The sequence below is a fragment of the Streptomyces sp. NPDC053750 genome, assembly GCF_044544295.1.
Classification (GTDB): domain Bacteria; phylum Actinomycetota; class Actinomycetes; order Streptomycetales; family Streptomycetaceae; genus Streptomyces.
The window spans coordinates 24,274-51,014 of the sequence record NZ_JBITXB010000008.1; the positions used below are offsets into that span (position 1 = coordinate 24,274).

Here is a 26,741-nt window from a genome sequence, read left to right on the forward strand (position 1 = left end):
CGGGTCAAACCTGGTCCGAGACGGTGGGCGTTGCAGGGTTTGGGATGGTCGCGGTCGGGGCGTACTGGGCGGCCTGGGCGTCGAACATGGCGGCGTACCGACCGCGGGCGGCGATGAGTTCGTCGTGGGTGCCGTGCTCGGCGAGGTGTCCGTTGTTGAGGACGTAGATGTGGTCGGCGTGGCGGACGCCGGACATGCGGTGAGTGACCAGGACGACGGCTCGGTTCGGTGCGGCGAGGCGGCGGATGCGGTCGAAGGCTTCGATTTCGGCTTCGGGGTCGAGGGCGGAAGTCGGTTCGTCGACGATGAGGACGCCGTCTGCCTGTGATGTTGAACTGCGCCAGTGAGTGCGGGCCAGGCCGACTTTCTGCCATTCGCCGCCGGACAGTTCGATGGCGCCGCGGAACATGCGGGCCAGCAGACTGCGCAGCCCGTCGGGGAGTTTGGCGATGACGGGGCCGGCAACGGCGTAGTCGACCGAGGGCTTGAGGTCCTGGTCTGTAGCGGGGTGGTCGGGGCGGCCGAGGCGGATGTTCATCGCGGCGGTCACGGGCCAGCGCTGGAAGTCCTGGGTGAGCAGGGAGACGCGCTCGAAGACCTGGGCGCGGTCGAGACCGGTGAGGTCCGCGTCGCCCCAGCGCAGGGTGCCGGCCTCGGGAAGCAGCATGCCCGAGAGGATCTTCATCAGGGTGCTCTTGCCGGAGCCGTTCTCACCCACCACGGCGGTGACCGATCCCATGGGCAGGGTCAGTGACACGCTGTCCAGGGCGGCGGTGTCCCGGTCAGGGTAGCGGTAGGTGACCTGGTCCAGAACGATTTCCCTGACGCGTTCCGGTACGGGCGCACCGCCGGCGGGCAGCGTCCGCTGGGCGGCCTGGGTGAGGAAGCGGCCGTGGTCGCGGACGTAGAGGCTCTCCTCGTGGAGCTGGTTGATGTTCATGACCAGCGCGCCCAGGCTCGCCGAGCCGGTGCGTACCGCGATGACGGCGGTCCCGGCGACGGCGAGGCTCATGTGCCCGGCCATGATCAGCCAGAACATGGCCCCGTAGGTCGCCGCCATCGCCAGACCGGACAGCGCGGAGGCGACCCACTCGGTCAGGGCCTTGTTGGAGGCGAGGCGTTCCTGTTCGGCCTCGGCGCTCTCGGCCATCTGCTCGTAGCGGCTCAGGAGGAAGTCGCCGACGGCGTGGAGGCGCACTTCCTGGGCGGCGGTGCGTTCGGTGAGCAGGTTGCCGATCAGGCGGCTGGCCCGCACGTGCTCGATCCAGCTCATCACCGACACGTATCGTTCCTGGGCCACGCGCATGGCGCCCCAGCCGCGAGGGGCGGCGATGAGGATCAGCATGGGCAGCAGTACGGGGTGGAGTACGGCGAGGACGCCGGCCGTGGTGATCAGCGAGATGAGGCCGTTCAGCGCGGCGACGCAGGCGCTGATCATGCGGCGGGCCGAACCCGGGCCATGCTGGGCGATGTCCACGAGCCGCCGGAAATCGGGATCGTCGATGGCCTCCAGTTCGACGCTGGCTGCGGCGGCCAGGTACTGCGTGGTCGCGATCCGCTCGACCTTCGGCTCCAGCCGCCCTGCGCGGGAGGTGGACCAGGCGGACAGGGCGGAGTTGATGACGCCGATAGCGGCAGCGGCCAACAGGCCGGGTAACAGGGCGTGCAGCCGCTCGGCAGCGCTGCCGTTGCCGGCGAGCAGAGCGTGCATGACGGCGTTGACGGCGAGCAGGCCGGCGGCTGCGGCGATGCCTTGGCCGATCTCGCTGACCCCGACCGAGAGCAGAGCACGCCGGTCGGCCTGCCACGCCATGCGCAGCGTTGCGCCGACGAGTGCGGGCATGGAGCGCAGCGCGGACATCATGGTCAGGTCCAAGGTCGCGTGCTCGTGCTGGGACCAGCCCATGTCGTAGCGCAGGGGGCCGCCGAACAGCTCGTGTTCGGCGTCGGAGACCTGCGGATCGGCCATCGTGACCGGGCCGAAGAATCTCTTCACCGGGCGCCTCCCGCAGGCCAGTTGATGGCCCGGTAGGACGGGCCGTGGGTGAGCATGTGGAAGATGGTGGCGGTGTAGGGGTGACAGTCCGGCGACGGTCGTTCCATCGGCACCCAGAAGAGCCCCTCGTGCTTGTGCGGCTCGGCGTTGTACGGCTCACCCGTCCACGACTGCGCCACGAACACGGCGGTGATCCGGTCCAGGCCACCGTCGGTGTCGTGGTGGTGGATTAGCCCGCAGAACTCCTGCTGCTCATCAGTGATAAGGACCCCCACCTCCTCCATGGCCTCGCGTCGCGCAGCATGGTCGAGTGGTTCACCGACTTCCAGGTGACCGCCCACGACAGTGAGCTGTCCCGGTGCGAGGGCGGCGTCCAGTGCGCGGCGTACGCACAGGGCGGCGCCGTTCGTACGGAGCAGGACCTGTGCCACGTCGGCGATCAGCTGGTGAGGCGAGTCGCTCACGGGCGGCCCTCCTGTACCAGGCGTTCTACGGTGTGCCGACCGTTGGTCACGAGGGCACCGCCGTGCCGAAAGCTATAGGTGAGGACGGAGGACGGGAGAGGTGTGGGCTGCGTCACGCCAGGTACCTCGTATCCGGTCGTGCCCCGTCGTCGAGCAGAGCTGCGCGACCGGAGGTGAGGCGAAGGCTGGCGCCCGAGGAGGTAGCGGCATTTTCGAACGCAGGATGAACGAGTCCAGGGCGGCGTACGGGATGCATGGGGACTCCTCGGGGCGAGATGCGGACAGGTGATCGGGTAACGGCGGCCCTGCTGTAGCCGTAACGGGTGGAGGGGGGCGAAATCTAGAACGTGATTTCGAATACTGGGCTCTCTCCTTGTGCCGTCGGTTGGGGCGGGCTGTGATGCAGTGTTCGATCACTCATGTGGGTTGCGGTACCTCCTGCGGGGGATTGCCGGGGGGCGCTTGGTCAGTCATGCCGTGGCGAGGTCCGGGCGGAGGGCGATGGCGTCGCGAAGGAAGCTGCGCTTGGAGTAGAAGGTGTGCCCGGCGGCCCAACCGTGACTGGCGAGGTACTCGCAGAGCCAGCTGTCGATCCGCTTCATCTCGATGAGGATCTCGTCCTGGTCGTGGTCGAGGATGCTGCGTGAGCGGAGGTACTCCAGCTCGCACTGGGAGAGCACCACGTCGGGGGCCGCCAGGAGGGCGCAGCGGTCGAGGAAGATGCCGTAGACGTGTCCGGTGCGCAGCGACTCGCACTGGATGTCGTAGCGGACGCGCTGGAAGGGCGGCATGGCCCGGACCTGGAGGTTCAGGTCTTCGCGCAGGAACGTCTCGAAGCGGTCGGGGGTGATGTCGAGGCCAGGGGTGAGTTCCTCGCGGCGGGCGAAGGCGTCCTCGGTGAACCACTTTCGCTTCAGCACGTGCCCGGCGGTGACGGTGGGGATGAAGGAGGCGTAGCCGATCTCGGGCTCGGGGCCGGTGACGTCGAACAGATGGTTCTCGGTGTGGTGGATCTGGAACTCTTCCCGGTACTCCGGACGGCAGCCTTCCAGCTTGCCGTCGCGCAGTGCCTTGAGCAGTTCCATGGACGCGGACCAGATGTCCGGTGCCGGGTCGAGGGTGTACTTGAACTCCAGCTCGGTGCCGGAGCAGTGCTTGCGGAAGTACCGCAGATGATTGTTGAGCGCCGTGCTCGACTCTGCGTGCGCCGTCAGCACGGGGTCGAACCAGCGCAGTTCCTCGACCGGGCCGTGGCCTACTGGGTCCCGGGTGGTGCGGACGAAGCAGGCGTCCTCGGGGTGGAAGCGGATCTGCGCGTACGCGTGGTAGCCGCCGCCGGGGTGTTCGGCCAGGTAGCACAGCGGCACCAGGCCGGGGGCGGCCTCGGTGCCGACCAGGCCGCGCAGGGCGGGGCCGGCGATGGCGTCGGGGAACAGTTCGCCGCCGTCGATCCTGGCCGCCCCGAGCCGGGTGCCGCCGGGGTACAGCGCTTCGACCGGGCAGGGCCCCAGCGCGTTCCAGCGGACGATCACGGTGGTGGCCGGCCGGCATACCTCCTGCGGTGGCACCCGTACGAGCACGATCGGCTCGTCTGGTCGCCGTGGCGCGGTGCGGTTGAGCAGGTGGACGCCGCCGAGGACGACCCAGGCTCCCCGGTCCGAGGGCTGCTCATCGGGCACGCTGGTCTCCTTCGTGTGAAGCGGGTGCCACGGGTGATCGCCCTGCAGCCCGAAGGGGCCACCGGGTCGGCCGGACATCCTCGGATGGCTGCCTGCTCGTCGCTGCGACGTCCGGCCGGTTTGTCGGCCTAGGGTGGGGTGGGTGAGTCATGGTGAAGTCGGTCAGGTGATCTTGGACGAGGCTGTTGCGGATGCCCGCCTCGCCGCATGGGAGTTCGACGGTGCACGGGCCTGGTTGGAGGAAGCCCGCCGGCATCCCATGGAGCCGCTGGCGGCCGAGGTGTGGGTCACCGACCCTGCTTTCGAGCACGTCCTGCTGGTCAAGCACCGCGTGCGCGGATGGGTGCCGCCGGGCGGCAAGGTGGAGCCGGGCGAGGCGCCGCGTGCGGCGGCGGCACGAGAGCTGCTGGAGGAGACCGGCCTGCGCACCGAGTTGCTGCCCGAGCCCGCGGCCGTGGCGGTGCGTTCCTACCGGGCCGACTGGTCTCCGACGCTGGGCCTGTCCTACGCCGCGATCGTGGGACGCGACGTGCCCCTCGCCGGGGAGCAGAACCAGCCGGCGGCATGGTTCCGTCTGGACACAGGCTGGGACAGTGTCTTCCCCGAGGACCGCGAGCGGATCTGTGCGCACGCTCGCCGTCTGGCAGCCGGCTGGGCGGTCGGCTCCCGCTGAGGTAGGTCCCTGGCCGCCGTTCACAGGAGGGCCTCGATCCGGTCGAGGTCGGCCAAGGGCATGGTGACGAGCTCAAGGTCGTGCAGGAAGCGGCACCACACTGGTTCCAGGCCGGGTTCGCGCTCGAACTCCTCACGGCCCAGGCATCCGTTGGCGTGCGCGGCGGTCCGCAGCGCGTGCTGCTGCAGCTGGGCCGGGTGGATCCACCGAGGGGTGCGGACCTCCCGGGGCGAGGGGCACAGAGACCCGGAAACCTCGGCCTGGAAGATCCACCAGTGGTGGCCGACCGGACCGCTGGGCGTGCGGTGGCAGTGGTTGGGCCGCCACTGGTCCAGCAGCAGGTGCAGGTGGGTGACGGTAAGACCGACCTCTTCGGTGACTTCGTCGCGGGCGGCCTGCTCGGGGCCGCCATGCTCGTCGACGTGGCCGGCGACCGGGGCGATTCCGGCCGGAGGAATCGCCCGCTCGAAGACCAGCAGGCCGCTCGGAGAGGAGATCAGTACCCCGACGCTTGCGTGGTCACAGAGGCGGGCCCCGCCGTCGGGAGCCGGGGCGGCCGGGGTCATGCGGTGGCCTCCGGCCGTTGGGCGACGACGACGAGCCAGCTCGTCACGGCCGGGGCGTCGGGGGTTGTCATGGCGTAGGCGGCGTCGAGGATATGCATCCGCTGGGCGTGGGTGAAGTCGCCCTCGGGCCGCGCGAAGACGGGGATGGACAGCCACGCCTTCTTCTCGGCCATGGTGCTGTGCTGGGCGGTGACCTCTGTGCCGACGACCGTCAGTCCGGCTGAAGTCAGCTGCTCGGTGACTGTTTTCATCGGAAGCTTCGGCGGCCTGTCCGCGTCGCGCGGCGGTGGGGTGTATCCGTGGGTCTCAGCGGCGACTTGGCGGATGAGGGCGTTCAGGGTAGGTCCGGTGCGGGTGGACAGTTCGTCGGGGTGCCGGACGCCGGCGAAGCCACCGCCGATGTTGAAGACGAAGCGCCCGCCTGGGCGCAGGATGTGGGCGACGGCCGCGAACACTGCGGCGGTGTCGGTCTTCCAGATCGCGGAGTTGCACACCACGGCGTCGGCGCTGCTGGCGTGCAGGTGGTCGGCGAGCTGTTCGGCCGGGGCAGTGATCCAGGTCAGGCGGGCGTCTGTCAGGGTGCGGCGGCCGACGCGCTGCATCGCGGCGGCGTTGTCGACGGAGACGACCCGGGCGCGGGCCGGGATCAGGTCGAGGATCGCGCGGGCGGTCGCGCCAGCGCCGCCGCACAGGTCGACCACCAGGCTGGCGTTGGCCAGATGACCTCGGCGGGCAAGGTCGCGGCTGGTCGCGTCGTACATGGGGTGGGCGCGGGTGAAGGCGTCGTACGCCTCGGCGTTGCTGTCCTCGTCCCAGCCGAGGATGGCGTCCTGGGGTGCCATGTTGCTGTGGCCTCGCTTCTCAGGGCGGCCCGGCAGTGCAGGCCGGGCGTTCGGACAGGGTCAAAAGAGCGCGGACTGTACGGCGGCGGGCGGTGAGGAGAACTGTGCGCCGAGGACGATGCGCCGACCCTTGAGGGTGCCGAGGTCAAGCAGGTAGGGCAGTTGTTCACCGTCGCCGTCGAGGGTGGCGAGGACCTGGGAGCCGAGGCAGGAGAGCACCGTCAGCCCGTGCTCACCGGAGCGCGGGTCGTGCGGGTACAAGGCGCGCCCGGTCTCCGGCGTCCGCAGCAGTTCGCCTTCGCTGGGCGGCGTCCACGGCTCCGGTGTGGCTGGGACGTTCAGGCCGCTCAGGGCCGCGGTGGCGCGGTCGAGGTGCTGATGGTGCGCGGCACCGGCCGGGGCGAGGTCGCGCAGCTCGGCCAGGGCCGTCAGCTTGGCCGCGCCTCGCACGGTCTGCGTCAGGCCGAGGTGGCGGGTAAGGGCATCCTCCAGGAACCGCACAGCGCGGCCGTCAGCACTCCGGGCGAGGTAGGTAGCGATCAGGGCACCCTGTTCGTCGAGGCGGGAGCGCTTACGGGGTTCGGCCGCGGTGCCGATCTTGGTGGTGCCGTCGGCGAACGTCGCCAGGTACAGCCAGTGCGGCTGGGCCATGTACGCCGCCAGGGCGTCGGGAACATGCCCGCCGGAGTGGAACCGGTGGGCGAAGCGGAAGTCGTCCCGCCCGGCGCAGGCCGGGCACTGTCCGCCGGCCTCGGCCGGGGACCGGTCAGGGCAGGCGACCGCCTCGACGCGGACGCGGTCGGCGAACCGGTAGCGGCCGGTGCACCACCGGCCGGTACCGCTCACCTGGTAACTCAGGCGCCTGCCCATGACCGGGGCGTAGACGAGTGGTCCGCCGGTCACGGGGGCGAGCAGAAGACGGGGGTCTGCGCTCGCCCAGGTGATGCCGTGACAGACGTATGTCCCGCTGGCGGGCAGGGCCTGGTCCATGGTGCGTTCCTTGTCGATCGGGGAGGGAGGGCCGGTTTAGACGGTCAGGCGCAGACGGTCGGCCAGGGCAGCGGCGGCGGCCTTGAAGACCTGGTCGCGGTCCAACTGGGCGACGTCCAGCGTCAGCCAGGCGCCGCGCTCCGCCTGTTCGCGCATCTGGTCCAGGACGGTGTCCTGGTAGCGGATGAAGTCCTCGTCACCGCCGCCGGCGTGGCCGGCCTCCAGGGAAGTGAACGAGCCTTTGCGGACGAGAGCCTCGCGGGCACCGATGTTCAGGAAGAACACCAGGTCCGGCTTTGTGAGATGCGCGAAGACCTGCTCGCACAGGCGGGGGGAGACCTCGGGGTTGACCGCGTACCGAGCGAGGATCTTGTGGTGCGCGTTGTCGAGGATCACGTGGGTTCCCGCGGCGAGGGCCGGCTGGATGACGAGCCGGTCCTGCAGGGTGTACCAGGAGGCCAGGGCAAGCAGCCAGTAGTGGTCGCCGCATGCCTGGGCGACGCCGGCGTCGCGCCGGTAGACCAGCTCGTTGAGGCGGTCGAGGTAGGCGGACAGCTCCGGGTCCCGGCGGACGTCGGTGCTGTGCTTGCCGATGAGGACTGCCGTGTGGCCGGCGTCGTTGAGGGCCTGGTGCAGGCGGGCGGCGAGGGTGGACTTGCCGGCCCCGTCACCACCGACGAAGGTGATCAGCTTCCCGGCTGCGGTGGTGGTCGGCGCGTTTGCCGTCATCGGGATTCTCCCAGGGGGTGGGTCGGGCTGGCGGTCAGGCGGCCGGTGATGATGGTGCGGATGCGGTCCACCAGGACGGCGCGCTGGCGCAGGACGTCGCTGTGACGCTCATTGGACAGGTCGGCGGGATAGTGCGTGGCGAGGTTGTTGGAAATGACGTGGAGGTAACCGAATCTGATCCCCGCCTGGCGCGCCGCCGCCCCCATGGGGCCGATCTCCGGGTCGACGAAGGCGTACGAGGCGGTGTGCTGGGCCAGCCAGTCGCGGTTCTCCAGCAGGATCGACGGGGAGGACACGTGCAGGCCGCTGCGCACCCCATCGTGGGCGGCGGCGTAGTCGCCGAAGAAGTCGTCCCAGCTCACCATCGCCCCGCGTACCAGGCTGGTGTTGCCGGTCGCCAGCCAGGCGTTCGGTTCGACGCCGGGGGTCAGCGAGCCGACCTTGCCGACGTAGACGACGTCGCCTGCGCCGAGTTCGGCAAGGCGCGCGACGACCCGTCCGGCCACGTCTCCCCAGATGCTGTGGAGGAACCCGAGGTAGACCACGCGACGGCCGGCGACGTCGAGGCGCTGCCACGCGTAGCCGGGTCCGCGGGTCCACACTCCATTCTCGGGAGCAAGGTGCTGAAGGCCCCAGCCGACGATCACCAGATCGCCGTCCAGTTCCAGGTCGAGCGCGTCGAGCGCCGCTCGGCACTCCTCCTGCTCGGGCGGCTGATAGGTGACGGTATCGGCGGGGCGGCCGGTCATGACCAGGTACGTGGCGATGATCAGGGCGTAGTGCTGGACGTAGTCGGCTCCGGGGAACGCCTTGACGACGAGGTCACGGCCGTGGATCTCTGCGGTGGGCCGTTCGATGTTGAACAGCTTCCCGGTCTTCTCGTACCGGGAGACCACCGCCTTGCGGTCGTAGCCGCCGATGACGCGGATGCTGTCCCAGTCCTGGTCCTGGATGAGGTGGTGGACCTTGATCTCCAGGTAGCGCAGCAGCCTCGCGTGGGTCATGGTGTGCCCGGCCGGCTCGATCGGGGCGGCGCGCAGGAGTCCGGGGGTCCGGTCGGCGAGTAAGGGCGTCATCGGTGCTCCTCGGCGATCGTCACGGTGCTGCCGGCCGCCGCGCGAACGACGGAGATGTTCTTCCGGATGAGGTCGAACCGGTCTTCGGGGATCGGGCCGAGCTTCTCGATGCGGGGCGTGGAGGGCTTCTCGTACGGCCCTTCGGGCAGCAGGGCGACGCCCATCGCGCCGAGGATGACCGGGGCTGCGCCGTCCACGGAGGAGATCCACTCGTGCTCGCGCTGCTCGATCAGCTCCAGGTGCCCGGTCCGGCCCAGACCGAGCAGCCGGTAGATGAGCAGATCGTCGACCAAGCCGCGATCCTGCAGGTAGGCGGTCGCCAACCAGCGGGTGCGGCACAGTTGCTCGTCGGGATCCGGTCGACGCGAGGCCGGCAGGGCGATGGCCCCGGCCCAGCCGCTGGTCACGAAGGCGTCGTAGGTGCGCAGCCACTCGTCGTCGTCCGCGGCGTGCAGGACCGCGCACAGCCGGAATGCGTCGCCGGACAGCTTCCGGATCTCTCGCGCGGCCTTCTCGCTCGCCTTCAAGGTCGCGGCCCCGTCCCGCATGACGTCCGGCAGGATGATCTCCCTGGCGGACACCGCCAGCGCGGCTTCGACGAGGCTTTCCGCCGGCAGGGCGTAGCCGAGGTCGAAGAGCCCGTTGTCGACGATGATCTCGGCGCCGCGCTCGGCCTCGCGAGCGAAGAAGGCCCGGTAGCTCTCGTCGGACAGCACGTGCTGGGCGGCCACGTGGTGGACGCGGGCCGGCTCCTGGGCGACGAAGTTCTTCAGGTAGGCAGGCGGAGCGATGACGGAGAAGTCGATGCCCGCCGTGGTGATCACGACGCCCCCCACAGGCCGGTGGTGAGGGTGAGGAACTGCTGGGAAAGGACGGGGTCGGTGCCGAAGCGCCCGCCCGAGTGCACCGTGGTGGTGCGAGCCTCCTCCATCCGTACGCCCCGCATGCTCATGCACAGGTGCACGCCGCGCACGGCGACGGCGATGTCCTCGTGTCCGATCACGCCGTTGAGGTATTCGGCGACCTGGCGGGTGAAGCGTTCCTGGACCTGCAGTCGGCCGGCGAAGTGCTGGGCGATCCGCCCGAACTTCGACAGGCCCACCACCTCGCCATCCGGCACGTATCCAGCAGTGACCTGCAAGTTCATGGGCAGCATGTGGTGCTCGCAGAGCGACCACACGCTCATGCCGCCCACGATGACCAGCTGACCACCCAGCTGGGACTCGGTGAAGCAGGTGGCCGTTTCGGCGCCGTCCGGGGACAGGAAGGCTCTCCACCAGGCCGCGACGCGGTCCGGGGTGCCGGTCAGCCCCTCGCGGGCGGGGTTCTCGCCCAGCTCGACCAAGAGCTGGTGGATCAGGCCGGCGACCCGGCCGGTGTCGATGACCGTAGCGGGCCCGGCGACGGCAGCCGTCGGCGCCGCCGCAGGGCTGGCGATAGAGGTCGTCATGGGCGTCTCTCGTTTCCGGGGACTGGGGAACGGATGGGGCGTGCGGTCAGCGGCCTCGGGCGTCCGCGAAGGCCAACACGTGAAGGCGGGTGGTGAAGTGCCAGTGCCGGGCCGCGACCCCGTCCGCGAGGACCCGGGTAGTCGCGGTGATCACCTCGGGGGTGGTGCCCTCCGGCATCACCCACACCGGCGTGAGCCGGTGGGCGTCGGCCAGCTCGGCGATCCGGTCGAGGTCGTCCACCGTGGAAGCGACGAACTTGAACGCCGCCCGCCCGGAGGCCACAAACGCCTCCAGCGCGGCTGGCACGATGCTCTTGGTCTCCTTCACGCCGAAGCTGGCAAGCTTGGGCGAGACGTTGAACCGGACCCCGTCGGCCGCCAGCTCGGGAGTGGGCGCGATGGTGCCGTTCGTCTCGAACTCGATCCGCTTGCCGACTGCTATCAGTCCCCGGATGAGAGGCACCAGTCGCGCCTGCTGAATCAACGGCTCGCCGCCGGTGATCACGACCAGCTCGACCGGTGAAGACGTGGCCCAGGCCACCAGGCCCGCGACGGATTGCCTCGTCGACTCCTCGTGCGGGTCGAACCGAGACCAGTCCCAGGTGTACTTCGTGTCGCATCTCGTGCAAGTGAGGTTGCACCGGGACAGGCGGATGAACAGGGCCGGGTGTCCGCAGCTTGGGCCCTCGCCCTGAAACGTCGGCACCTCGGTACCGAAGCACTCCGCGACGATCAGGGATTCGCCTTCGTCAGCTTCCGGTTCGAGGTTGAGCGGCTTGGTTGTGGTCATTGGCCCACCACATCGAAGCGGGCCCAGCTGCTTGCGGTCTCGCGGACTAGGACGGCGACAAGGCGGCCGGGGATCTCCGACTGGAGGTTCTGAACGAACCAGCCGGCCAGGAACTGGGCCAGGCGCTCCGAGGTGGGCTCGAAGGGCAGGATCTCGTGCAGGTTGTGGTGGTCGAGCTCGGTGTCCAGGAACGACTTGAACGGGGCGAGCGCACCGAAGTCCGTTACAAAGCCGGGATCCTCCAGCGCGGATGCAGTGAGGATGACCTCAACCTCGTAGCTGTGCCCGTGCTGGCGGGAGCACTTGTGCTCATGCGGCAGCCGGGGAAGTCGATGGCCAGCCTCGAAGCCGAACTTCTTACCGATGGTGAAATTGCCGGGCGGTAGTGGAACAGCAGTGAAGCCCATTCGTTTTCTCCGAGAGGTGAGGGTGTGGCTGATTCGGGCGGGGTGGGGTAGCCGCCTCTTCAGGCGGCTACGGGTTGTGCCCCCAGGTGGTTCTTCGCGGCCTTGTCCAGCACCTTGGTGAAGTGCTCGGCGCGCTCGTCGCCCTCGGCCTCCTGAGCGCGGCGTGGGCGGCTCCGACCACGGCGGTGGCGAGGGAACCGGCGCCGGCAGCGAGGACGGCGGTGGTGAGCTTCATGCTTTAGCGGTCCTTCCACGCAAAGTGGTCTGGGGCGAGGGGCGAGTCTCTGGAAGCCTGCGGGGCTCGCTGCGTCATGCGACCCCCGCGAGCACGACGCTCGGTGAGCCGCCGTCAATGTGATCCAGGCCGTACCGGCGGCGCACAGTGTCCAAAGCGACGGCGATCGGCGGCAGTCCGACGGCAGCCCTTCGCTGGTCCAGCAACTGCGGCGCACGCAGTGGGCATAGCTCCACTCCTGCTGCGCTGAGGACGAGTTGCGTCCCGAACTCTTGGGGTCGCCCGCTGTTGACCAGGCCGCGGTCGTGAAGGTGGGCCCAGTGCTGGATGCGCGCATCGCCGTCCTGGACCGCACGTTTCAAAAGGGTGGTGGCCGCCCGCTGGAAGTCGGGTTCGTCGTCGGCGTGAAGAGCGATGCTCCAGGCGGCACGTGCTGCGTCGGGGCCCACGAGACGGTGGCCGGGCCAGTCATGTTCGGCCAGGATGCGGCGCAGCACTTTGGTGTCGGCGTGCTCAGCGTGACGGTCCTGGCCGAGGTGGACGGCGTCGAGCTGGTTGCGTACGCGTCTGGCCCGGCGTGCTGCCGACTGTGCGGCGCGGGCGATGAGTTCGCGGGCGAGGTCCGGCCGCAGCGGTTCCGAGGTCCTCACGCGATACTCCGCTGGTCGGCGGCGGACTGCGGCTCGTGGACCTGGCAGCCGATGAGCGCGCTCAGCCCAGGCCGAAGCTCAGCGGTGAGTTCGAGGCGCGCGACTCGCTCATGGTGCTGTCCGGTGCCCGATCCACGGACGTCCCAGCCCATGTCGGTGAGCCGACGAAGGAATGTGGCGATCGGATCGACGTCGAGAGGATGGCGGGCCATGGCCTCGGCCCGCACAAGCGGTACCTCGAGCCGGGCGGCGAAGTCGGAGGCCCACAGAGTGATCAGCCGGACAGTGTCATCGGAGTGACCGGGCAGGGTGGGGACGCAGTCCAGGAAGAGGCACGGGCCTTCGCCCCATCCGAGGTCGGGCCCGCGTTGCGGGATCATGCAGGCCAGCAGCAGCCCGTCCTCGAACAGTCCAGCCGGCTTCACCTGCGGGGCGCGGAACAGGGCCGGGATATCGGACCGGGCGGGTGTAGGCACTCCGCGCATGGCGAGCCAGCGCTGACGGTCCTGGACGAGGGCCGCGGCCTCGTCCCGTTCGGCGTCGGTGCGCAACGACCGCATCTCGTACACGGCCGGTAACCCTTTCGCGCACTGGCTTCGAGGCGCGGGGGAGGACTCGATGGCCGCAGAAGCGGGTGAGGCATTCACTGGCTCGCTCCGCTCTCCATCGTGGTGGCCCGCCTGGCGCCCAGCAGGCCCCACGCGTGGGCCCAGACGACAAGTTGGGTGGTGTTGGCCGCCCCGGTCTTGTCGAGCAGTTCGTCATGTGCGGCTCGCACGTCAGCGGGCGCGATCTTGGCTATGGCAGCAATGTCGCTGGGATTGCTGTGCTCAGCGACCGCCCGCAGCAACAGTTGCTGCTCTGGACTGAGTTCCGGCATTGGCCTGTCCGTTGTGGGCGGAGCGACCTGCCGGGCGTTGCACAGGAAGTGCACGATCACCGGGGGCTTGCAGCGGGGCGGGCAGTGGAGGCTCTCCCGGATGTCGCGTACGTACTGGCGGACGGTCACGGCCGACAGCCCGGTCCTCGCGGCGATCTCTTGAGGGCCGAGGCCGTCCACGAGGTGCTGGGCGACGCGCTGCTGGGTCGGGGTCAGGGGGGTGATCGGTGCGCTGGTCGTCATGCGCGGGGTCACGGGTGTCTCTTTCGCGGCTGGGTTGAGGGATATCGGGTGGGGTGTCGCCGGACCCCGCGGGGGACGGGGGCCGGCGACACGGGCCCGTGCGCGGCGGTCTGGATTCACGGGGCGCCGCACACGGGGGCTCATGCGGCTGTCGGGTCGGGGCGGGCCCACGCCGCTTCGGCGGCGAGACGTTCTGACCACTGGATGTGGGCCTCGTCGAAGGCGGCGTCGGCGAGGCGTATGCGCTGGACTTCGCCGGTTCCGGCCGGTGGGTAGGTGAACTGGATGTCGCGCCACAGGCGCTGGAGGATGTAGTCGCCGTTGAGGGCGTGGGCGCCGTGCAGCTCCATGGCGTCCTGGGTTGACTGCATCGCCCACTGGTGGCCGAGGTACTTGGCGTTGATCAGGTCGGTGTCGCAGGGCAGGCCCTGGTCGAGGAGGTGCACGGACTGATAGGCCAGGATTCGACCGGCGCGCAGGCGGGCCTCCATGTCACCGATGCGGTCCCGCAGAACCGGCAGATCGGAGAGGGCGCCCCGGTAGCGGGAGCGCGCCTTGAGGTAAGCGGTCGAGGCGGCCACGACTGCCTCGTGTATTCCCAGGCTTACTGCGGCCAGGTTGGGACGGCCATACAGGATGCTGCTGCTCTGCGCTACGCCCAGCCCCTGGCCGATCTCTCCGACCACGTTTTCCTCGGGGACGCGGACGTGATCGAGGTCGAGGCGGCCGGCGGAGAAGCCGTGCAGGCCGAGGCCGGGACGGTGGTCGGCGACTGAGAGCCCTCGGCGCTTGGATTCGACCATGAACGCGGTCAGCGCATGAGAGGTGCTCACGCCTGCCTTGGCGGTCCGGGCGACCACGAGGTGGGCTCCCGCGAGGTGGCTATTCCCGATGTGGATCTTGCTGCCGGTGATCACCCATTGGTTGCCGACGTGCTCGGCGATGGTCTCGATGCCGCCAATGTGCCCGCCGGCTCGCGGTTCGGTCACGGCGATCGACAAGAGCAGTGAACCGTCCGCTACGCGGGGCAGCCAGCGGCCCTTCTGCTCGTAGGTGGCGAAGTGCAGCAGGGCGCCGACGGGGATCAGCGTGGCCTGGAGGATGGCCGCCGCAGCCGCCGAGACGCGGGCAATGCGGTGGACGAGGATGGTCTTGGCCACGTGTCCGGCGCCCAGCCCGCCGAAGGAGGACGGGACGGTGACGGCGAACCAGCGTCGTGCGGCCATCAGGTCGGCGACCTTGCGCTCCACCCTGCCGGGGGCGGCCTCCATGCGTGCGGCGCGCGGCGCGATGTGCTCGGCCGCGAAGGCGTCCGCCTCGTCCCACAGCAGTTCGTGGCGGGCGGTGAGATAGGGGCGCAGCGCCGGCGGCGGCGTGGTGGGTGTGGCGGGCATGGTCGTCTCCCTCTCCCTGGATGAAGGTCGCACGGTGGAGCGGCCGGGGATCGCCTGCGGCTCCCGGGTGGGGGGGCGTGGAACGGACTAGCGGACGGGCGCGCGGGCGATGTGGTCCATCACCCGGACGCCGGCGTTGATGACGATGTCTCTCAGCCGTCGGGCCTCGCTCAGGGGCCGCTTCTCGGGGTCGATGACGCACACCGTGCCCAGCACGGTGCCGCTGTCGTGGATGAGCGGGGCACCGAAGTAGGAGCGGATCCCGACCGCGTCGACCACGTGGTTGCCGCTGAAGCGCGGGCTGGCGTGCACGTCGTGCAGCGGAAGGGCCTTCTTGCGGGCCATGACCTCCGGGCACCAGCCGTGGTCGCGGCTCATGGTGCGGCCGACTATGACGTACCCGCTGTCCGCGGGCGGCTGGTGCAGCCCGACGAAGGTCTGCTCCTCCAGGAAGAGGTTGACGAAGCCGTACAGGAACCCGGCTCGTGTGGCCATGTCGCGGGCCAGTTCGTCGAAGTCCTCGCTGGCAGCGGTGGGCACGCCTAGGCGATCCAGCAGCTCGTATCGCTGCGCCAGCTCGCTCGCCTGCTGGGCCTGCGGGACGGGGACGGCGGCGCCGGCGGGGAGGGATGGCCCATGGGTGACCTCCCGCATGGTGCGTCGCGGCAGCGACTGCGTGAGGGGGGCGATCTGCCGTGCGCGGTAGGGATCGTTGGGCTGATACGACATCAGGCGTCCTGAAAGGTGGTAGTGGATGCGGGGCGAGCGGGGCTTGCCGATGCGCTCTTCAAGGCGTGGCCAACTAGGGTCAGCAGGACGCCAGCGACGTGGTTCGGATCGCGAGCGTCGCAGGTGACCACCGGCACAGAGGCGGGCAGTTCGAGGGCGGTGCGGACCTCTTCGGGGGGGTAACGATGTGCTCCGTCGAACTGGTTCACCGCGACGACGAAGGGCAGGCCGATGTCCTCGAAGAAGCCGACGGGGGTGAAGCTGCTTTCCAGGCGGCGGGTGTCGACCAGGACGACCGCGCCGACGGCTCCGCGACAAAGGTCGTACCAGAGGTCGACGAACCGGTCCTGGCCGGGCGTGCCGAACAGGAACAATTCCAGGGGCACGGGCGCGTCGGGCAGGTTGAGGCGACCGAAGTCGAAGGCGACCGTGGTGGTCTGCTTGGCCTCGACGCCCGCCAGGCTGTCCACGTCCGCGCTCGCCTCGGTCAGGTACTCCTCCGTGCTCAGCGGCGTGATCTCACTGACGGCACCCACGGCGGTGGTCTTGCCCGCGCCGAAACCGCCAGCGATCACGACCTTAAGCACGGTCGGTGCACCGGTACGCGGGCGCGACGACGGCCGCAGCACCACGGCCGGGTCACCCGGCCTGGGGGTAGGCGATGGCATCGGGCCACTTCCTCTTCAGGCCGGCAGATAGGGCCGCCAGCAGTTGTGCAGAGGGACGTGCATGCGCGTCGGACGCGGCATAGGCGGTGACGGGGACGACCAGGGCGTCGGCGTCCAGGAGGTCGGAGATAAGGATCTTGACGGCGGTTACGGGACGGCCGAGTCGGCCCGCCAGCTCGGTCACCGAACGCCGGTGCTCCCGGCACAGGGCGAGGATCTCTGCGCATTCTTCGGCCTGGCCCGGGCCGGGCCGCCCGGGTCCGGCGTCCAGCACCGTGTCCAGGCCGAGCAGATGCCGTGGCCGGGTGCGACCGCGCGTCAGGGTGTAGGTCCGCACGAATGTCGAATCCTCGGCCGCGCTCCCGTGTGCGGTCACCGGACCTCATCACCCGTGCCGACGCGGACGGGGATCTGCATGTAGGGGGCGAACTTCTGCACCAGGCGCCCCATCTCGAACCCGACGGTGCCGGCATCGGCGTCCATGGTCGCGATCACCGCGAGGACCGTGTCCACCACTCCCCGTTCGTTGCCGGGATGGCCCTCGAAGGCCGCGCTGCGACCGGAACTCTGGACGAAGATCAGACAGTCGTCTCGCTCGATGACGACCTGCCTCGCCGGCCTCTTCTTGTGGGTGGGGCCGGTGATGTTCGCCGCGAGTGAGGCCACTCCGCTGATGGCGGCCGACAGTTCGTCCGCCCAGTCCTTGTCGACGTCGCTGTCCAGCAGCCGCAGTCCGTCCCGCGAGAGCAGGACGGCGTGCGTGACGCCCGTCGTGTCGGAGGCGAACTGCCGCAGCAGCCAGGCCATGTTGTCCCGCTGTCCGCTTGCCGTTGTCTCGGTTGCGGGTGCGTCGCCGGTCACGTTGTTCATCGCGGGGTGGGTACTCATAGGGATCGCTCCAGAAGGGGGGAAGGGCCAGCGGATGTAACGGCCACCGGGAACGTGGAGGGACGAGGTTCAGGGCCTGGGGTGCTCTGTCGAAGCGGTGGGAGAACCGGCTTGCCCGCTGGCCTGGATGCCGGTGCGGAAGGCGGCTGCGAGCCCTGGGCCTCGGAGTGGCTGGAGTCGCGGCAACCTGCTGCGGTTGCGGCGCCAAGGGGCGGGCGTCCTGGGGCAGCGCGCTCGCATCGTCGACGGAGGGAATCGCTACTAGGAGCCGTGCCGGGATGACCACCAGGGCGGTGGTGCCTCCCGTCACGTTCTCCTGCAGGAGAACGGACAGCCCGTGCGACTGGGCGATCTTCGCGGCGACCAGCAAGCCGAGCTGCCCCGCTCGCACCTGGCCGCTGACGTCGACCTCTTCGGGGGCCTGGAGCAGGTGGTTCATCTGCGCTCGCGTCTGCGGATGCATGGGGATGGCCCGGTCCTCGACCTCGACCGCCAACCCGTTCGCCACCCGCTGCGCACGCACCATCACCTTCGTAGCCGGATCGGAACACTCACAGGCGTTCTCGATCAGCTCAGCCAGCAGGTGCGTCAGGTCCGGACCCACATGGCCGGGAAGGCCCAGCTCCGCGCCCACGGACCCCGCCGCAACCGCCACCCGCGGATACTGCACGACCTCGGAGACGGCGCCGCGCAGCACGCTCTTGACGGGAACGGGCCGACGCACGCTGCGCAGGGACTGCCCGCCCAGCACCGCCGTGCTCTCGACCTGGCGACGCATCCGCGTCACGAGGTGATCGATCTCGAAGATCTTGGCCAGCAGCTCCGGGTCGTCGGTCAGCATCTCCAGCTGGCTCAGTGCTTCAAGTGCCTTGCCGACCAAGGCGTGCTCGCGCATGGCCAGGCGGCGCAGCACTTCCAGGAGGACGACGGACTGGGACTCGTCGTGCACCCGTATCAACGACGCGACGGCCCGCACTTGGAGAACACTCAACGCCTTGTCAATCTCGGCGTCAGGGCTGGCAGGTGGCGCCTGCAGGTCCGGCAGCGGCGGGCGTCCCCCGCGGCACAGCTCGTCCGCCGACCACTGCACCGACTTCTCGATGGCCGCGGCTGCCCCTGCGATTGCTGCAAGTGCCGTTGCCCGGGCCTCCTCCGCCGCTGCCTGTATGGCTCCTGCGGCCGTTCGCGCTCCGCGAGCCGCCATCGTGGCGACGCCCGCGAGTCCGCAGATCAGGCCGGTCAGGAGCCAGCCGGGGCCCACCGCGGACACCGACCAGAGGGTGAAGGCGGCACCCAGCAGGGCGGCAAGGAGCACTAGGGGCAGTGCGACGGCGCGGTGGACACGGTGCAGGGTGAACGCGTTGATCGGAGGCCGCCGTCGGCGGTGGCCGGTGGCGGCCGGCCGTGCCGAAAAGGCGCTGTCAGGCATGGGAATCCTCGTCAGGGTGGGGGTGGCTAGGCGTGCTGCAGCGTCAGGTCTGCGCAGGTCTTGTGTGTGCTGCGTGCGGTCGAGCAGGGTGACGGAAACGCGACCGCGCCGCGGTGGGAGGACTGCGTCGCCAGGAGTTGAAGCAGCCGGGCGCTCTGGATCAGGCCCATGTGGCTGAATGCTTGCGGGAAGTTGCCGAGCTGGCGCTGCTGGACGGGGTCGTACTCCTCGGCCAGGAGGCCGAGGTCGTTGCGCAGTGCGAGGAGGCGTTCGAACAGGGCGTGGGCCTCGTCGAGGCGGCCGGTCAGGGCCAGGGCGTCTACGAGCCAGAAGGAGCAGAGGACGAATGTGCCCTCGTCTCCGCTCAGGCCGTCCACCCCGGTGTGGTCGCCGATGGTCGGGTAACGGCGCACAAGCCCGTCAGACGTGGAGAGTTCACGGCGCACTGCGTCCACGGTGCCGATGACGCGCGGGTCGTTCGGCGGTAGGAAGCCAACGCGGGGGATCAGCAGCGTGGCGGCGTCGAGTTCCTTGGAACCGTAGGACTGGGTAAAGGTGTTGCGCACCGGATCGAAGCCCCTGGTGCAGACCTCGTGGTGGATGGTTGCCCGCAGCTCGGTCAGGCGGGCCAGGTCGATGTCGAGCGCGCCGGCTTCGGCCAGGCGGATGGTGCGGTCGATCGCCACCCAGGCCATCACCTTGGAGTGGACGAAGTGCTGGCGTGCCCCGCGGATCTCCCAGATCCCCTCGTCGGGCTCCCGCCAGCGCTGTGCCAGGTGCTCGACGAGCCGCTGGTGCAGGACCGCGGTGTCGGCACAGTGGGCCACACCGCTCTCGTGCGCGAGGTACAGGGTCTCGATCACCTCGCCGTACACGTCGAGCTGGAGCTGGTCCGCCGCCCCGTTCCCGACCCGCACCGGCGTCGAGCCCTCATACCCGGGCAGCCAGGGCAACTCCCGTTCCCGAAGATCACGCTCTCCGGTGATCGCGTACATGATCTGCAGGTTCTCTGGGTCGCCGGCCACGGAACGCAGAAGCCAGCGCCGCCATGCCTGCGCCTCCTGCCGGTAGCCGGTCTCCAGTAACGCGGCCAGGGTCGTAGCGGCGTCGCGCAGCCAGGTGAAGCGGTAGTCCCAATTGCGTCGGCCGCCGATCTCCTCGGGCAGCGAGGTGGTCGGCGCGGCGACGATCCCGCCGCTCGGGTGGTAGGTCAGTGCCTTCAGTGCGATCAAGGAACGGACCACGGCCTCACGGTAGGGGCCGTCGTAGGTGCACTGCTGCGTCCAGTCCTGCCAGAAGGCGAGCGTCTCGGTGAGCGCCGCGTGCGGGTCGGGGATCTCCGGAGCCGGTGCGTGGGACGGGCACCAGCTGAGCACGAACGCCACGCTCTGCCCGGCGCGGATGGCAAAGGCACTGACGACGACCCCGTCCTTCTCCGCCTGCGGGACGCAGGTGTCGAGCCACAGTGCGTCCGCGCCGGCCTCCGCGACCATGCGCCCATCGGCCTCGTGGATCCACGGGCTGACGCTGCCGTATCCCGGCCGCGGACGCATGGCCGAAACCATTGCCACCTCACCGGCCAGACCCTCGACGATCCGGATCACCTGCGGTGCCCCGTCGCGAGGCGGCATGAAGTCCAGGACGCGGACCGACCCGGCCGGTGTGCGCCAGATCGATTCGAGGACGAGCGTGTCACCGCGGTACCGGCGCTCGGTGACCGCTCCGGGCCCGGAGGGGCCAGGCGCGGCCGGGGCGATCTGCCAGGTGCCGTGCTTGTGCGTGCCGAGCAGGCCGGCGAAGACGGCCGACGAGTCGAACCGGGGCAGGCACAGCCAGTCGATCGAACCGTCGTCGCAGACGTGGGCACTGGTCTGCATGTCGCCGATCAGGCCGTACTGCTCGATGCGCGGGAGGCGTTTCATCGTGTGGGTCTCCGTAGTCCCCGTGGACCCGGGGGTGGCTTCGGGGCCGCCGGGGCGGCCGGGAAGTGTCGGTGTGAGAGGCACGGTGGTTACCGGTCCGGGGGAGGTCTGTTCTGCCCCGGCCGGGGATCCACGTCCCGTGGAGCAAATGCGGCCGGTTACTCGCTCACCACGAAGAGCCAGCCACGCCATGGGACCGAGAATCAGCGCGATCAGAACTGCCCCGGCGGCGGTCATGTCCGGGGCACCGACGCGGCCAGAACCACGCACGCGAGGGCGAGAGCGAAGACCGCGCCGCGCAGCACGTTGATCGGCGGCTTCCACCAGCGCCGTCTCTGGACCGACTTCGCAGGGGCCACGTCGTGGGCCTGCACGGCAGCGATAAGGTCTTGGGTCGCCTCGGCCAGCCTGACCAGATGAACCCTGCTGGGCATGTAGCCATCGGGGAGGCCGCCCGAACAGAGCTGCTGCGCACGGAGCAGGGCCGGCTCTTGCGAAGGCGTCAGAGCTCCGAGCTGGCTGACGTGTCCTCGCAGCCGCAGTGCGAGGTCTTCCACATCGGCGGCAGTATCGGGTAACGGCGAGTCCTCGCCCAGCACGAGCGCCACCGTTTCCGTCGCCGAGGCCGCCGGGTCACGTCGCAGGATGGGCTCACCAAGGGCGTGGCTTCTCCTTCCCTGATCACTCAGTTGGCACGCCCGGCGAAGGGCCAGCGAGGGACGCATGACGCAACTCCTAGGTGAATCAAGCCAACTTGAGCGAGGAACGCTGTGCACCGCAGGCAACTGACGTGCAAGGTGAGTGATCCTGCGGCTACGTTGAGCGAACCGCGAATCCCTGTCAGGGGGTATGCCTACGCGGCCCTCAAGGCCGTCAAAGGCGTCAAAGATCATTTCGGAACCGAGGGGCAGTACATGGCCCGTGAGAGAAACGTCGCCCTTGCCGCGCTCCTGCGCGAAGCGGGCTGGTCCCAGCCCCAAGCAGCCGCCGCGGTCGCTCGCGTTGCCGCGGAGAGCGGTGTACGCGAACTGGAGGCTATTTCCCGCTCCCACATCGCCATGTGGGTCCAGGGCACGAAGCCCAGTGGACGAGCGCCTCATATCCTGCGTGAGACGCTGTCCCGCAGGCTCGGCCGACGCCTCACCCTCGCTGACCTCGGACTGGAAGATGGGCCGACAGGATCCACTGACAGTAGTTCTGACTGGAGCGTCGACCCTCTGACCGTGCTGGCCGAGCTGGGAAGCGACGATCTGGACATGCACCGACGCAAGCTGTTGGCTACCACCGCGTACTCGGCCGCCGGCCTCGTCCTGCCTGCCGCTCCATGGTGGGCAGCCGCCCCGGCCGCGGCGGCCTCGCGCCCTGCAGTCTCCTCCCGGCTGGTGACTCAGGCTGACATCGACGATGTCCGCAAACTGACCACCTTCTACTCCGCGAGGGACCAGCAGCGCGGTGGAGCCTCGGGGCGCTCGGCCCTGGCCGGCCATCTTCGCGACGAAGCGGTGCCGCTCCTGGGCAGCAGGTTCCGAACGGAACAGCACCGCCGGGATACGTACTCGGCCGTGGCAGAGATGACCTACCTCGCAGGCTGGATGGCCTTCGACGCCTCCGAGCATCGGACCGCCCAGCGCTACCTCACCCTCGCCGCACGCATTGCGGCCGAAGCCGCAGACGGACCGCTGGGCGGCCACATCCTGCGTGCCCTCGCCCATCAAGCAGTCGACCTCGGGCACCCACGCAGAGCGCTCGACCTGGCCGATGCCTCCATGTCCCGCACCCACTACGGCCAGGCCAGCTCGCGGGAGAAGGCCCTGCTCGCGGTAGTCCATGCCCGCGCCCTGGCCGCCGGCGGCGACCGCCGCGGCACTCTCGCGGCCATCAGTCGCGCGGAGAGGGACCTCGCACGTGCCGATAACGAAGGTGCCCCCGACCGCGTCAGCTTCTTCCAGGAAGCCTCCCTCGCCCACGAGACTGCGTGTGCCTTGCGGGACCTGGGAAATCCTCTCGACGCGGAGTTGCATTTCCAGCGCAGCGTCGCCACCCGCCGGCGGCAGCAGTATGCCCGTACCCACAGTGTGACCCTCGGCTACCTCGGTGCTGTCCAGGTCCAGCAGGGACGCCTCGCTGAGGCATGTGGTACCTGGGGACAAGCACTGGACGCCATGGCTGGCGTCCAGTCCGGCCGCGCCCGCGACGTCATCGTCCGCATGCAGAGCGACCTCTCGCCTGTGCGGCAACGTGGTGGCCGCCACGTCGCCGAACTGGACCGCCGGGCGCGGGAAATGCTGCGCGCCATAGGCTGACCACAGGGCACGTCCGCAGCTATTGACGGCAGCTGCTGAACACGCGACCCCGTTAGAGAGGAACGAGCGCCGATGGCAACGTACGAGGTCGAATCGATCGCAACGGTGGTCGGGGGCCACACCCGCGTTCAGGACGATTACCAGGGCGGAGTCGAGTCGGTCATCCGACTCAACGAGGCGTACCCCCTTGAGACGCTGCAGGGAATCGAAGAGTTTTCCCACCTGACGGTGACCTGGCTCTTCCACCTGGCGCGACCGGAAGACGTCCAGCTCCACGCACGCAGCCCCCGCGGGAATCCGGACTGGCCGTCGACCGGTACCTTCGTCCACCGCAACCATCGGCGTCCCAATCAACTGGCGATCAGCTACCCGCGGCTGCTCGAGGTCGAGGGACGGGACCTGTTGGTCACCGATCTCGATGCTGTAGACGGAACGCCCGTGATCGACTTGGCACCGTACTTCGAACAGATGGGGCCTCGTGGCCCGATCCGTCAGCCCGCCTGGCCCGGCGAGATGCTCGAACCGAATTACTGGGCGAAGGCAAGCGAACGGCCCTCGGAGCGCCCTGTGTGACAGAAGCGACTGAGCTGCCCGGCTTGCCATTTGCATCGTCGGCAACCAACTGGAGGTCTGGCTCAAGCTGCAGCCCTCGCGTCTTGGAACTCACACCACGTCTCCTCGCCGCTGCTCTCCCATGCGTCTGAGATCGCATCGACCAGCCGGATCCCGCGCCCCGATTCACCGTCGGGTCCGGCTTCCTTGAGCACAGCGGGCGCCGGGTTGTGGTCGGTTACCGAGACACGCACCACGTCGACGCCCACCGTGATGCGGAGCACGACTTCGCCCTCACCGTGGACTACGGCGTTGGTGACCAGCTCCGAGACGGCCAGTACGACGAGCCCCGCCACCGGCTCCGAAACACGGCACCGCCGCAGGAACGCCCTGGCTATGCGCCGCATCTCCCCGATCTTCGCGAGGTCGGGGAGAAGGGCCACCTGACAGGCATGGGATGCCGCCGGTACCTCTGCCCTCGCCCATGCGCCGGGCTCGTCTTCCTGAACCGGCCTGACGCATGACGCGCCTGCTGTAGCCGCACAGCTACGGATGCCCCCGCCGGGCGGGGCCGCCTCTTGGAGCCTGGTCATGTGGGCTATGGCACCGCGCGGCGACGCCGTCGACCAGGGGAATCCAGAGGGGGAAAAATATGTCAAGGGGGAAACTGCAGGGGGGAATTGAGGCCATGATTGGATTCCGCCCACCAACAGAGGTCACACTCATGCCAGACCCCTTCGCCGACCTGCTCCTCCGGCTTCGGCAGGAGGCGGGCCGGACTCAGGAGGAGCAGGCGGAGGCGATCAACGCTGTCTCCGGCCGGGACACCATGACCCGCCGAGAGATCAGCCGTTATGAGAACTTCGAGAACATTCCTACCAACCACACGATCGGCCACATCGCGGCGGCCTGCGGTGTCCCCTTCGAGGAACTGCAGCGAGAGGCCAAGGCCGCCCGCGCTCGGAAGAGAAAGGGGCATGCCGATGCAGGGGAGGAGCAAGACGCCGTGAAGCGTCGCACGCTCCTGGGTAGCGCCACCATCGGCGTGAGCGTGGCCGCCGAGCCCTGGGGGCGCCTCGCCTTCGCCCTCAGCAAGGGGGCCAAGATCGATTCGCCCGCTGCCGCCGCGCTCATCGACCGAGCCGCTGAACTGCACGTCCAGGAACTCAACCTCAGCGCGCGGCGGCTACAAAAAACGGTCGAGTCGCATCTTGACGCGATCACTGCGGCCCTACCTCGTGCAGGCGATCACGAAGGCGCTCTCACCATCGCCGCCGGTGAAACCGCCGCTCTGGCCGGTTGGGTGGCCTGGGACCTGGGGGAGCACGACAAAGCCAACGCCTACTACAAAGTCACGTCGCAGTGCGCGGCGGCTGCCGGGCATCCTCCACTCCGAGCCCTGGCCCTGACCTACAGCAGCTACGGCGCTTTGACGCCAAAGGCGAAGATGGAGTTCCTCTCCCAAGCCGCCAACGACGTGCGCGGCCACGGTAACGCTACTGCTGCCGCCTGGGTTCTCGGTAGGCATGCGGAAGAAGCTGCGGCGGCCGGCGACGAGGTGGGGGCGCTCCGGGCGCTAGACCGAGCGCGCTTCGCTTACGATTTCGCGGACCACGCCAGCGAGCAGGCATGGGTCAGGTTCGTGACTCCATACCGCATGGACTCGTTGGCCCTGTCCGTGTACGGCCAGCTGAGGCGTCCCGAGCTCACGTCCACAGCTGATACCGCGGTCGACCGCCTCGGAGACGGACTACCGGACGGGGGCGTCGTGGTCCTCGGTGATCTCGCTACGGCCCTACTGCGTGGGGGGGACGTCGATCAAGGGGTGTACGTGTCACGTCAGTTCGTCGCAGCTGCAGAGGCCAAGCCCAACACGATGGGCAAGGAGCGCGCATCGACTATCGCCTCGTCGCTCCCTGACAGTGAGCAGGAACTCGGCCGCCATCTAAGGAAGTTCGCATCCTGAGACCCCACACGCAGTAGGCGGGTAAGCCCAGGACGCGAGCGCCGTCGTACGGGCGGCCCGGCGCTCCGCAGAACCTATGCCGTCTCCTCGTTAACCCAGGACAGGTACGCCTCCGACCCGCCGGTCACGGGCAGCGTGATCCACTGGGGAACGTCGTAGGGGTGTTTCTCGTGCAGCCACGCCTCCAGTGCCGGGAGACGGTCCGTCGTAGTCATGTACGAGATCCGCCACTCCTGCGCCGTCTCGACCTTCCCCTTCCACCAGTAGAAGGCTGTGATCGGCGCATCAATGTGAACGCCCGCTGCCAGCTTGCTCTCGACCGCGCCACGGGCCAACGCCTTCGCCTGATCCTCGTTGTCGCTGGTCGTCTGCGCGATCACAATCTCGTTGGCCATGCAATTACCTCTCCAGTTCAGTTACCGCGACTCTACCGAGCCGTCAAGGGCACACGTCACGCTGCTGCAACAGCATCATCCCGGCCGTGCCGGACCATCCGCTAAACAGAGCGACGTGATCATGCGGGTCACCGAGCCATCGAGGCGGCGACGCCCCTGTCGAAGGACGGTCACGGGTAGTTGCGGCATCGAAAGCGGAACCCCGCAATTAGGGGGGCACAGAGCCGCGGGCACACCCGAGTGCGTGACCTGTGAACGTCGACCGCACGACGGCCCGTCCGCTACTGATGGACTTCAAGCGGGTCCCCGTCGTGCCGTCGGAGTGGGATCTTGACTCTATGGCCGCGGAGATGACGACGGCCGACGCGGCCACCAAGACCGAGTACGCCCAGTTTCGCGAGACGTACGGCACGGACGTCACCGAGGTGCGAAGGATACGAGTTCCTCCTCGCAAGTTGCGCATGGCGACCTACAAAGCCCCGTATGAGGCCACGCGACCGAGTGGCAAGCAGAGGCTCAGTACCGTGTCGACTGCCTGCATGGCCGTGCAGCGCCGTGACCCTGGAAATGGAGAGGGATCCATGTAACCCTCACGAACACTCCGACACTCAGGTGTTGTAGCTCTTCAGTTTCACTTCGCTCCCCAATTGCCTGCGCCCTCCACTGATATGTCTGCAGCGTAGCCGGCGACCTCCGCCGCCTTCTTTTCGGAGGTCGCCGGCCGCTCGTCCGGGCTGGTCCCTGGCATCGTGCACATCGACATCACGGTGCGACCGAGTCAGGTGAAGGAGGAGCACGCCTTGCCCCTCTTCTCCGACGGAACGC

The 26,741-nt window shown here is 69.1% G+C and carries 28 protein-coding genes and 1 pseudogene; 4 read left to right on the forward strand and 25 right to left on the reverse strand.

Annotated elements, in window-relative coordinates; translation table 11 throughout:
• Positions 1 to 4: 4 nt before the first annotated feature.
• From ACIGO6_RS23015 to ACIGO6_RS23025, 3 genes are all read right to left on the reverse strand, one after another.
• On the reverse strand, positions 5 to 1,996 hold the full coding sequence (locus ACIGO6_RS23015) for an ABC transporter ATP-binding protein (RefSeq protein WP_399879007.1): 1,992 nt from the start codon (positions 1,994 to 1,996) through the stop codon (positions 5 to 7).
• On the reverse strand, positions 1,993 to 2,460 hold the full coding sequence (locus ACIGO6_RS23020) for an NUDIX domain-containing protein (RefSeq protein ID WP_399879009.1): 468 nt from the start codon (positions 2,458 to 2,460) through the stop codon (positions 1,993 to 1,995). The genes ACIGO6_RS23015 and ACIGO6_RS23020 overlap by 4 nt, the downstream gene beginning before the upstream one ends.
• A 470-nt stretch (positions 2,461 to 2,930) precedes the next feature.
• Positions 2,931 to 4,139, reverse strand: coding sequence for a hypothetical protein (locus ACIGO6_RS23025; protein WP_399879011.1), 1,209 nt, complete (start codon positions 4,137 to 4,139; stop codon positions 2,931 to 2,933).
• Between the two features lie 142 nt (positions 4,140 to 4,281).
• Between ACIGO6_RS23025 and ACIGO6_RS23030 the strand changes: the two genes are divergently transcribed.
• Complete coding sequence (locus ACIGO6_RS23030; RefSeq protein ID WP_352224300.1) at positions 4,282 to 4,812, forward strand: NUDIX domain-containing protein; 531 nt, start codon at positions 4,282 to 4,284, stop codon at positions 4,810 to 4,812.
• 20 nt (positions 4,813 to 4,832) lie between these two features.
• On the opposite strand, the gene ACIGO6_RS23035 is transcribed toward ACIGO6_RS23030, so the two are convergent.
• The 20 genes and pseudogenes from ACIGO6_RS23035 to ACIGO6_RS23130 form a co-directional block, all read right to left on the reverse strand.
• On the reverse strand, positions 4,833 to 5,378 hold the full coding sequence (locus ACIGO6_RS23035; RefSeq protein ID WP_367547409.1) for an NUDIX hydrolase: 546 nt from the start codon (positions 5,376 to 5,378) through the stop codon (positions 4,833 to 4,835).
• Complete coding sequence (locus ACIGO6_RS23040) at positions 5,375 to 6,220, reverse strand: class I SAM-dependent methyltransferase (RefSeq protein WP_399879013.1); 846 nt, start codon at positions 6,218 to 6,220, stop codon at positions 5,375 to 5,377. The genes ACIGO6_RS23035 and ACIGO6_RS23040 overlap by 4 nt, the downstream gene beginning before the upstream one ends.
• 60 nt (positions 6,221 to 6,280) lie before the next feature.
• Positions 6,281 to 7,210 (reverse strand): DUF2797 domain-containing protein, encoded by a 930-nt coding sequence (locus tag ACIGO6_RS23045; protein ID WP_399879015.1) that lies wholly within the window; start codon positions 7,208 to 7,210, stop codon positions 6,281 to 6,283.
• A 36-nt stretch (positions 7,211 to 7,246) separates the two neighbouring features.
• Positions 7,247 to 7,939, reverse strand: a complete 693-nt coding sequence (locus ACIGO6_RS23050) for an AAA family ATPase (protein WP_006143029.1) — start codon at positions 7,937 to 7,939, stop codon at positions 7,247 to 7,249.
• On the reverse strand, positions 7,936 to 9,015 hold the full coding sequence (locus ACIGO6_RS23055; protein WP_399879016.1) for a hypothetical protein: 1,080 nt from the start codon (positions 9,013 to 9,015) through the stop codon (positions 7,936 to 7,938). The genes ACIGO6_RS23050 and ACIGO6_RS23055 overlap by 4 nt, the downstream gene beginning before the upstream one ends.
• Entirely contained in the window at positions 9,012 to 9,839 is an 828-nt protein-coding gene (locus ACIGO6_RS23060) for a hypothetical protein (RefSeq protein WP_006143027.1), read from the reverse strand. Before ACIGO6_RS23060 ends, ACIGO6_RS23055 begins: the two co-directional genes overlap by 4 nt.
• A complete protein-coding gene (folE, locus tag ACIGO6_RS23065) occupies positions 9,836 to 10,465 on the reverse strand; it encodes a GTP cyclohydrolase I (protein ID WP_165684230.1) in 630 nt (209 codons plus the stop codon). Before folE ends, ACIGO6_RS23060 begins: the two co-directional genes overlap by 4 nt.
• Positions 10,466 to 10,511: 46 nt before the next feature.
• The gene (locus tag ACIGO6_RS23070) at positions 10,512 to 11,255 is read right to left on the reverse strand and encodes a 7-carboxy-7-deazaguanine synthase QueE (RefSeq protein WP_006143025.1); all 744 of its coding nucleotides are present in this window, start codon (positions 11,253 to 11,255) and stop codon (positions 10,512 to 10,514) included.
• Positions 11,252 to 11,662 carry a 6-carboxytetrahydropterin synthase gene (locus ACIGO6_RS23075; protein ID WP_061915999.1) on the reverse strand — a complete coding sequence of 137 codons (411 nt, stop codon included), beginning with the start codon at positions 11,660 to 11,662 and terminating at the stop codon, positions 11,252 to 11,254. Before ACIGO6_RS23075 ends, ACIGO6_RS23070 begins: the two co-directional genes overlap by 4 nt.
• A gap of 309 nt (positions 11,663 to 11,971) precedes the next feature.
• Complete coding sequence (locus tag ACIGO6_RS23080; RefSeq protein WP_399879018.1) at positions 11,972 to 12,547, reverse strand: DUF6624 domain-containing protein; 576 nt, start codon at positions 12,545 to 12,547, stop codon at positions 11,972 to 11,974.
• On the reverse strand, positions 12,544 to 13,116 hold the full coding sequence (locus tag ACIGO6_RS23085; RefSeq protein ID WP_399879020.1) for a hypothetical protein: 573 nt from the start codon (positions 13,114 to 13,116) through the stop codon (positions 12,544 to 12,546). Before ACIGO6_RS23085 ends, ACIGO6_RS23080 begins: the two co-directional genes overlap by 4 nt.
• Before the next feature lie 74 nt (positions 13,117 to 13,190).
• On the reverse strand, positions 13,191 to 13,670 hold the full coding sequence (locus tag ACIGO6_RS23090; protein ID WP_165687155.1) for a LuxR C-terminal-related transcriptional regulator: 480 nt from the start codon (positions 13,668 to 13,670) through the stop codon (positions 13,191 to 13,193).
• Positions 13,671 to 13,810: 140 nt separating this feature from the next.
• Complete coding sequence (locus ACIGO6_RS23095) at positions 13,811 to 15,064, reverse strand: acyl-CoA dehydrogenase family protein (RefSeq protein WP_399879021.1); 1,254 nt, start codon at positions 15,062 to 15,064, stop codon at positions 13,811 to 13,813.
• 87 nt (positions 15,065 to 15,151) lie between these two features.
• Positions 15,152 to 15,793 carry a GAF domain-containing protein gene (locus tag ACIGO6_RS23100; protein WP_334540812.1) on the reverse strand — a complete coding sequence of 214 codons (642 nt, stop codon included), beginning with the start codon at positions 15,791 to 15,793 and terminating at the stop codon, positions 15,152 to 15,154.
• Complete coding sequence (locus tag ACIGO6_RS23105; protein ID WP_189908714.1) at positions 15,793 to 16,425, reverse strand: ATP/GTP-binding protein; 633 nt, start codon at positions 16,423 to 16,425, stop codon at positions 15,793 to 15,795. The genes ACIGO6_RS23100 and ACIGO6_RS23105 overlap by 1 nt, the downstream gene beginning before the upstream one ends.
• 7 nt (positions 16,426 to 16,432) lie before the next feature.
• Complete coding sequence (locus ACIGO6_RS23110; RefSeq protein ID WP_006143017.1) at positions 16,433 to 16,837, reverse strand: DUF742 domain-containing protein; 405 nt, start codon at positions 16,835 to 16,837, stop codon at positions 16,433 to 16,435.
• The gene (locus tag ACIGO6_RS23115) at positions 16,834 to 17,349 is read right to left on the reverse strand and encodes a roadblock/LC7 domain-containing protein (RefSeq protein WP_061916021.1); all 516 of its coding nucleotides are present in this window, start codon (positions 17,347 to 17,349) and stop codon (positions 16,834 to 16,836) included. Before ACIGO6_RS23115 ends, ACIGO6_RS23110 begins: the two co-directional genes overlap by 4 nt.
• Positions 17,350 to 17,680: 331 nt before the next feature.
• Positions 17,681 to 18,778, reverse strand: a pseudogene (locus ACIGO6_RS23120) (ATP-binding protein); the annotation flags it as partial.
• A gap of 26 nt (positions 18,779 to 18,804) precedes the next feature.
• Entirely contained in the window at positions 18,805 to 20,700 is a 1,896-nt protein-coding gene (locus tag ACIGO6_RS23125) for a glycoside hydrolase family 15 protein (RefSeq protein WP_399879024.1), read from the reverse strand.
• Between the two features lie 233 nt (positions 20,701 to 20,933).
• A complete protein-coding gene (locus ACIGO6_RS23130) occupies positions 20,934 to 21,425 on the reverse strand; it encodes a DUF6415 family natural product biosynthesis protein (RefSeq protein ID WP_234377044.1) in 492 nt (163 codons plus the stop codon).
• Between the two features lie 189 nt (positions 21,426 to 21,614).
• Here ACIGO6_RS23130 and ACIGO6_RS23135 point away from each other — a divergent pair, with 189 nt between their 5' ends.
• Positions 21,615 to 23,003 (forward strand): Tat pathway signal protein, encoded by a 1,389-nt coding sequence (locus tag ACIGO6_RS23135; RefSeq protein ID WP_399879485.1) that lies wholly within the window; start codon positions 21,615 to 21,617, stop codon positions 23,001 to 23,003.
• Positions 23,004 to 23,075: 72 nt separating this feature from the next.
• Positions 23,076 to 23,576 (forward strand): SAM-dependent methyltransferase, encoded by a 501-nt coding sequence (locus ACIGO6_RS23140; protein ID WP_055493703.1) that lies wholly within the window; start codon positions 23,076 to 23,078, stop codon positions 23,574 to 23,576.
• A gap of 62 nt (positions 23,577 to 23,638) precedes the next feature.
• On the opposite strand, the gene ACIGO6_RS23145 is transcribed toward ACIGO6_RS23140, so the two are convergent.
• Positions 23,639 to 23,998: an ATP-binding protein gene (locus tag ACIGO6_RS23145; protein WP_399879027.1), complete on the reverse strand. Its 360-nt coding sequence runs from the start codon at positions 23,996 to 23,998 to the stop codon at positions 23,639 to 23,641.
• 281 nt (positions 23,999 to 24,279) lie between these two features.
• On the opposite strand from ACIGO6_RS23145, the gene ACIGO6_RS23150 reads away from it, so the two are divergent.
• Positions 24,280 to 25,521 carry a helix-turn-helix transcriptional regulator gene (locus tag ACIGO6_RS23150; RefSeq protein WP_399879029.1) on the forward strand — a complete coding sequence of 414 codons (1,242 nt, stop codon included), beginning with the start codon at positions 24,280 to 24,282 and terminating at the stop codon, positions 25,519 to 25,521.
• Between the two features lie 74 nt (positions 25,522 to 25,595).
• Here ACIGO6_RS23150 and cutA read toward each other — a convergent pair whose 3' ends face one another.
• A complete protein-coding gene (cutA, locus tag ACIGO6_RS23155) occupies positions 25,596 to 25,916 on the reverse strand; it encodes a divalent-cation tolerance protein CutA (protein ID WP_399879030.1) in 321 nt (106 codons plus the stop codon).
• Positions 25,917 to 26,741 lie beyond the last annotated feature (825 nt).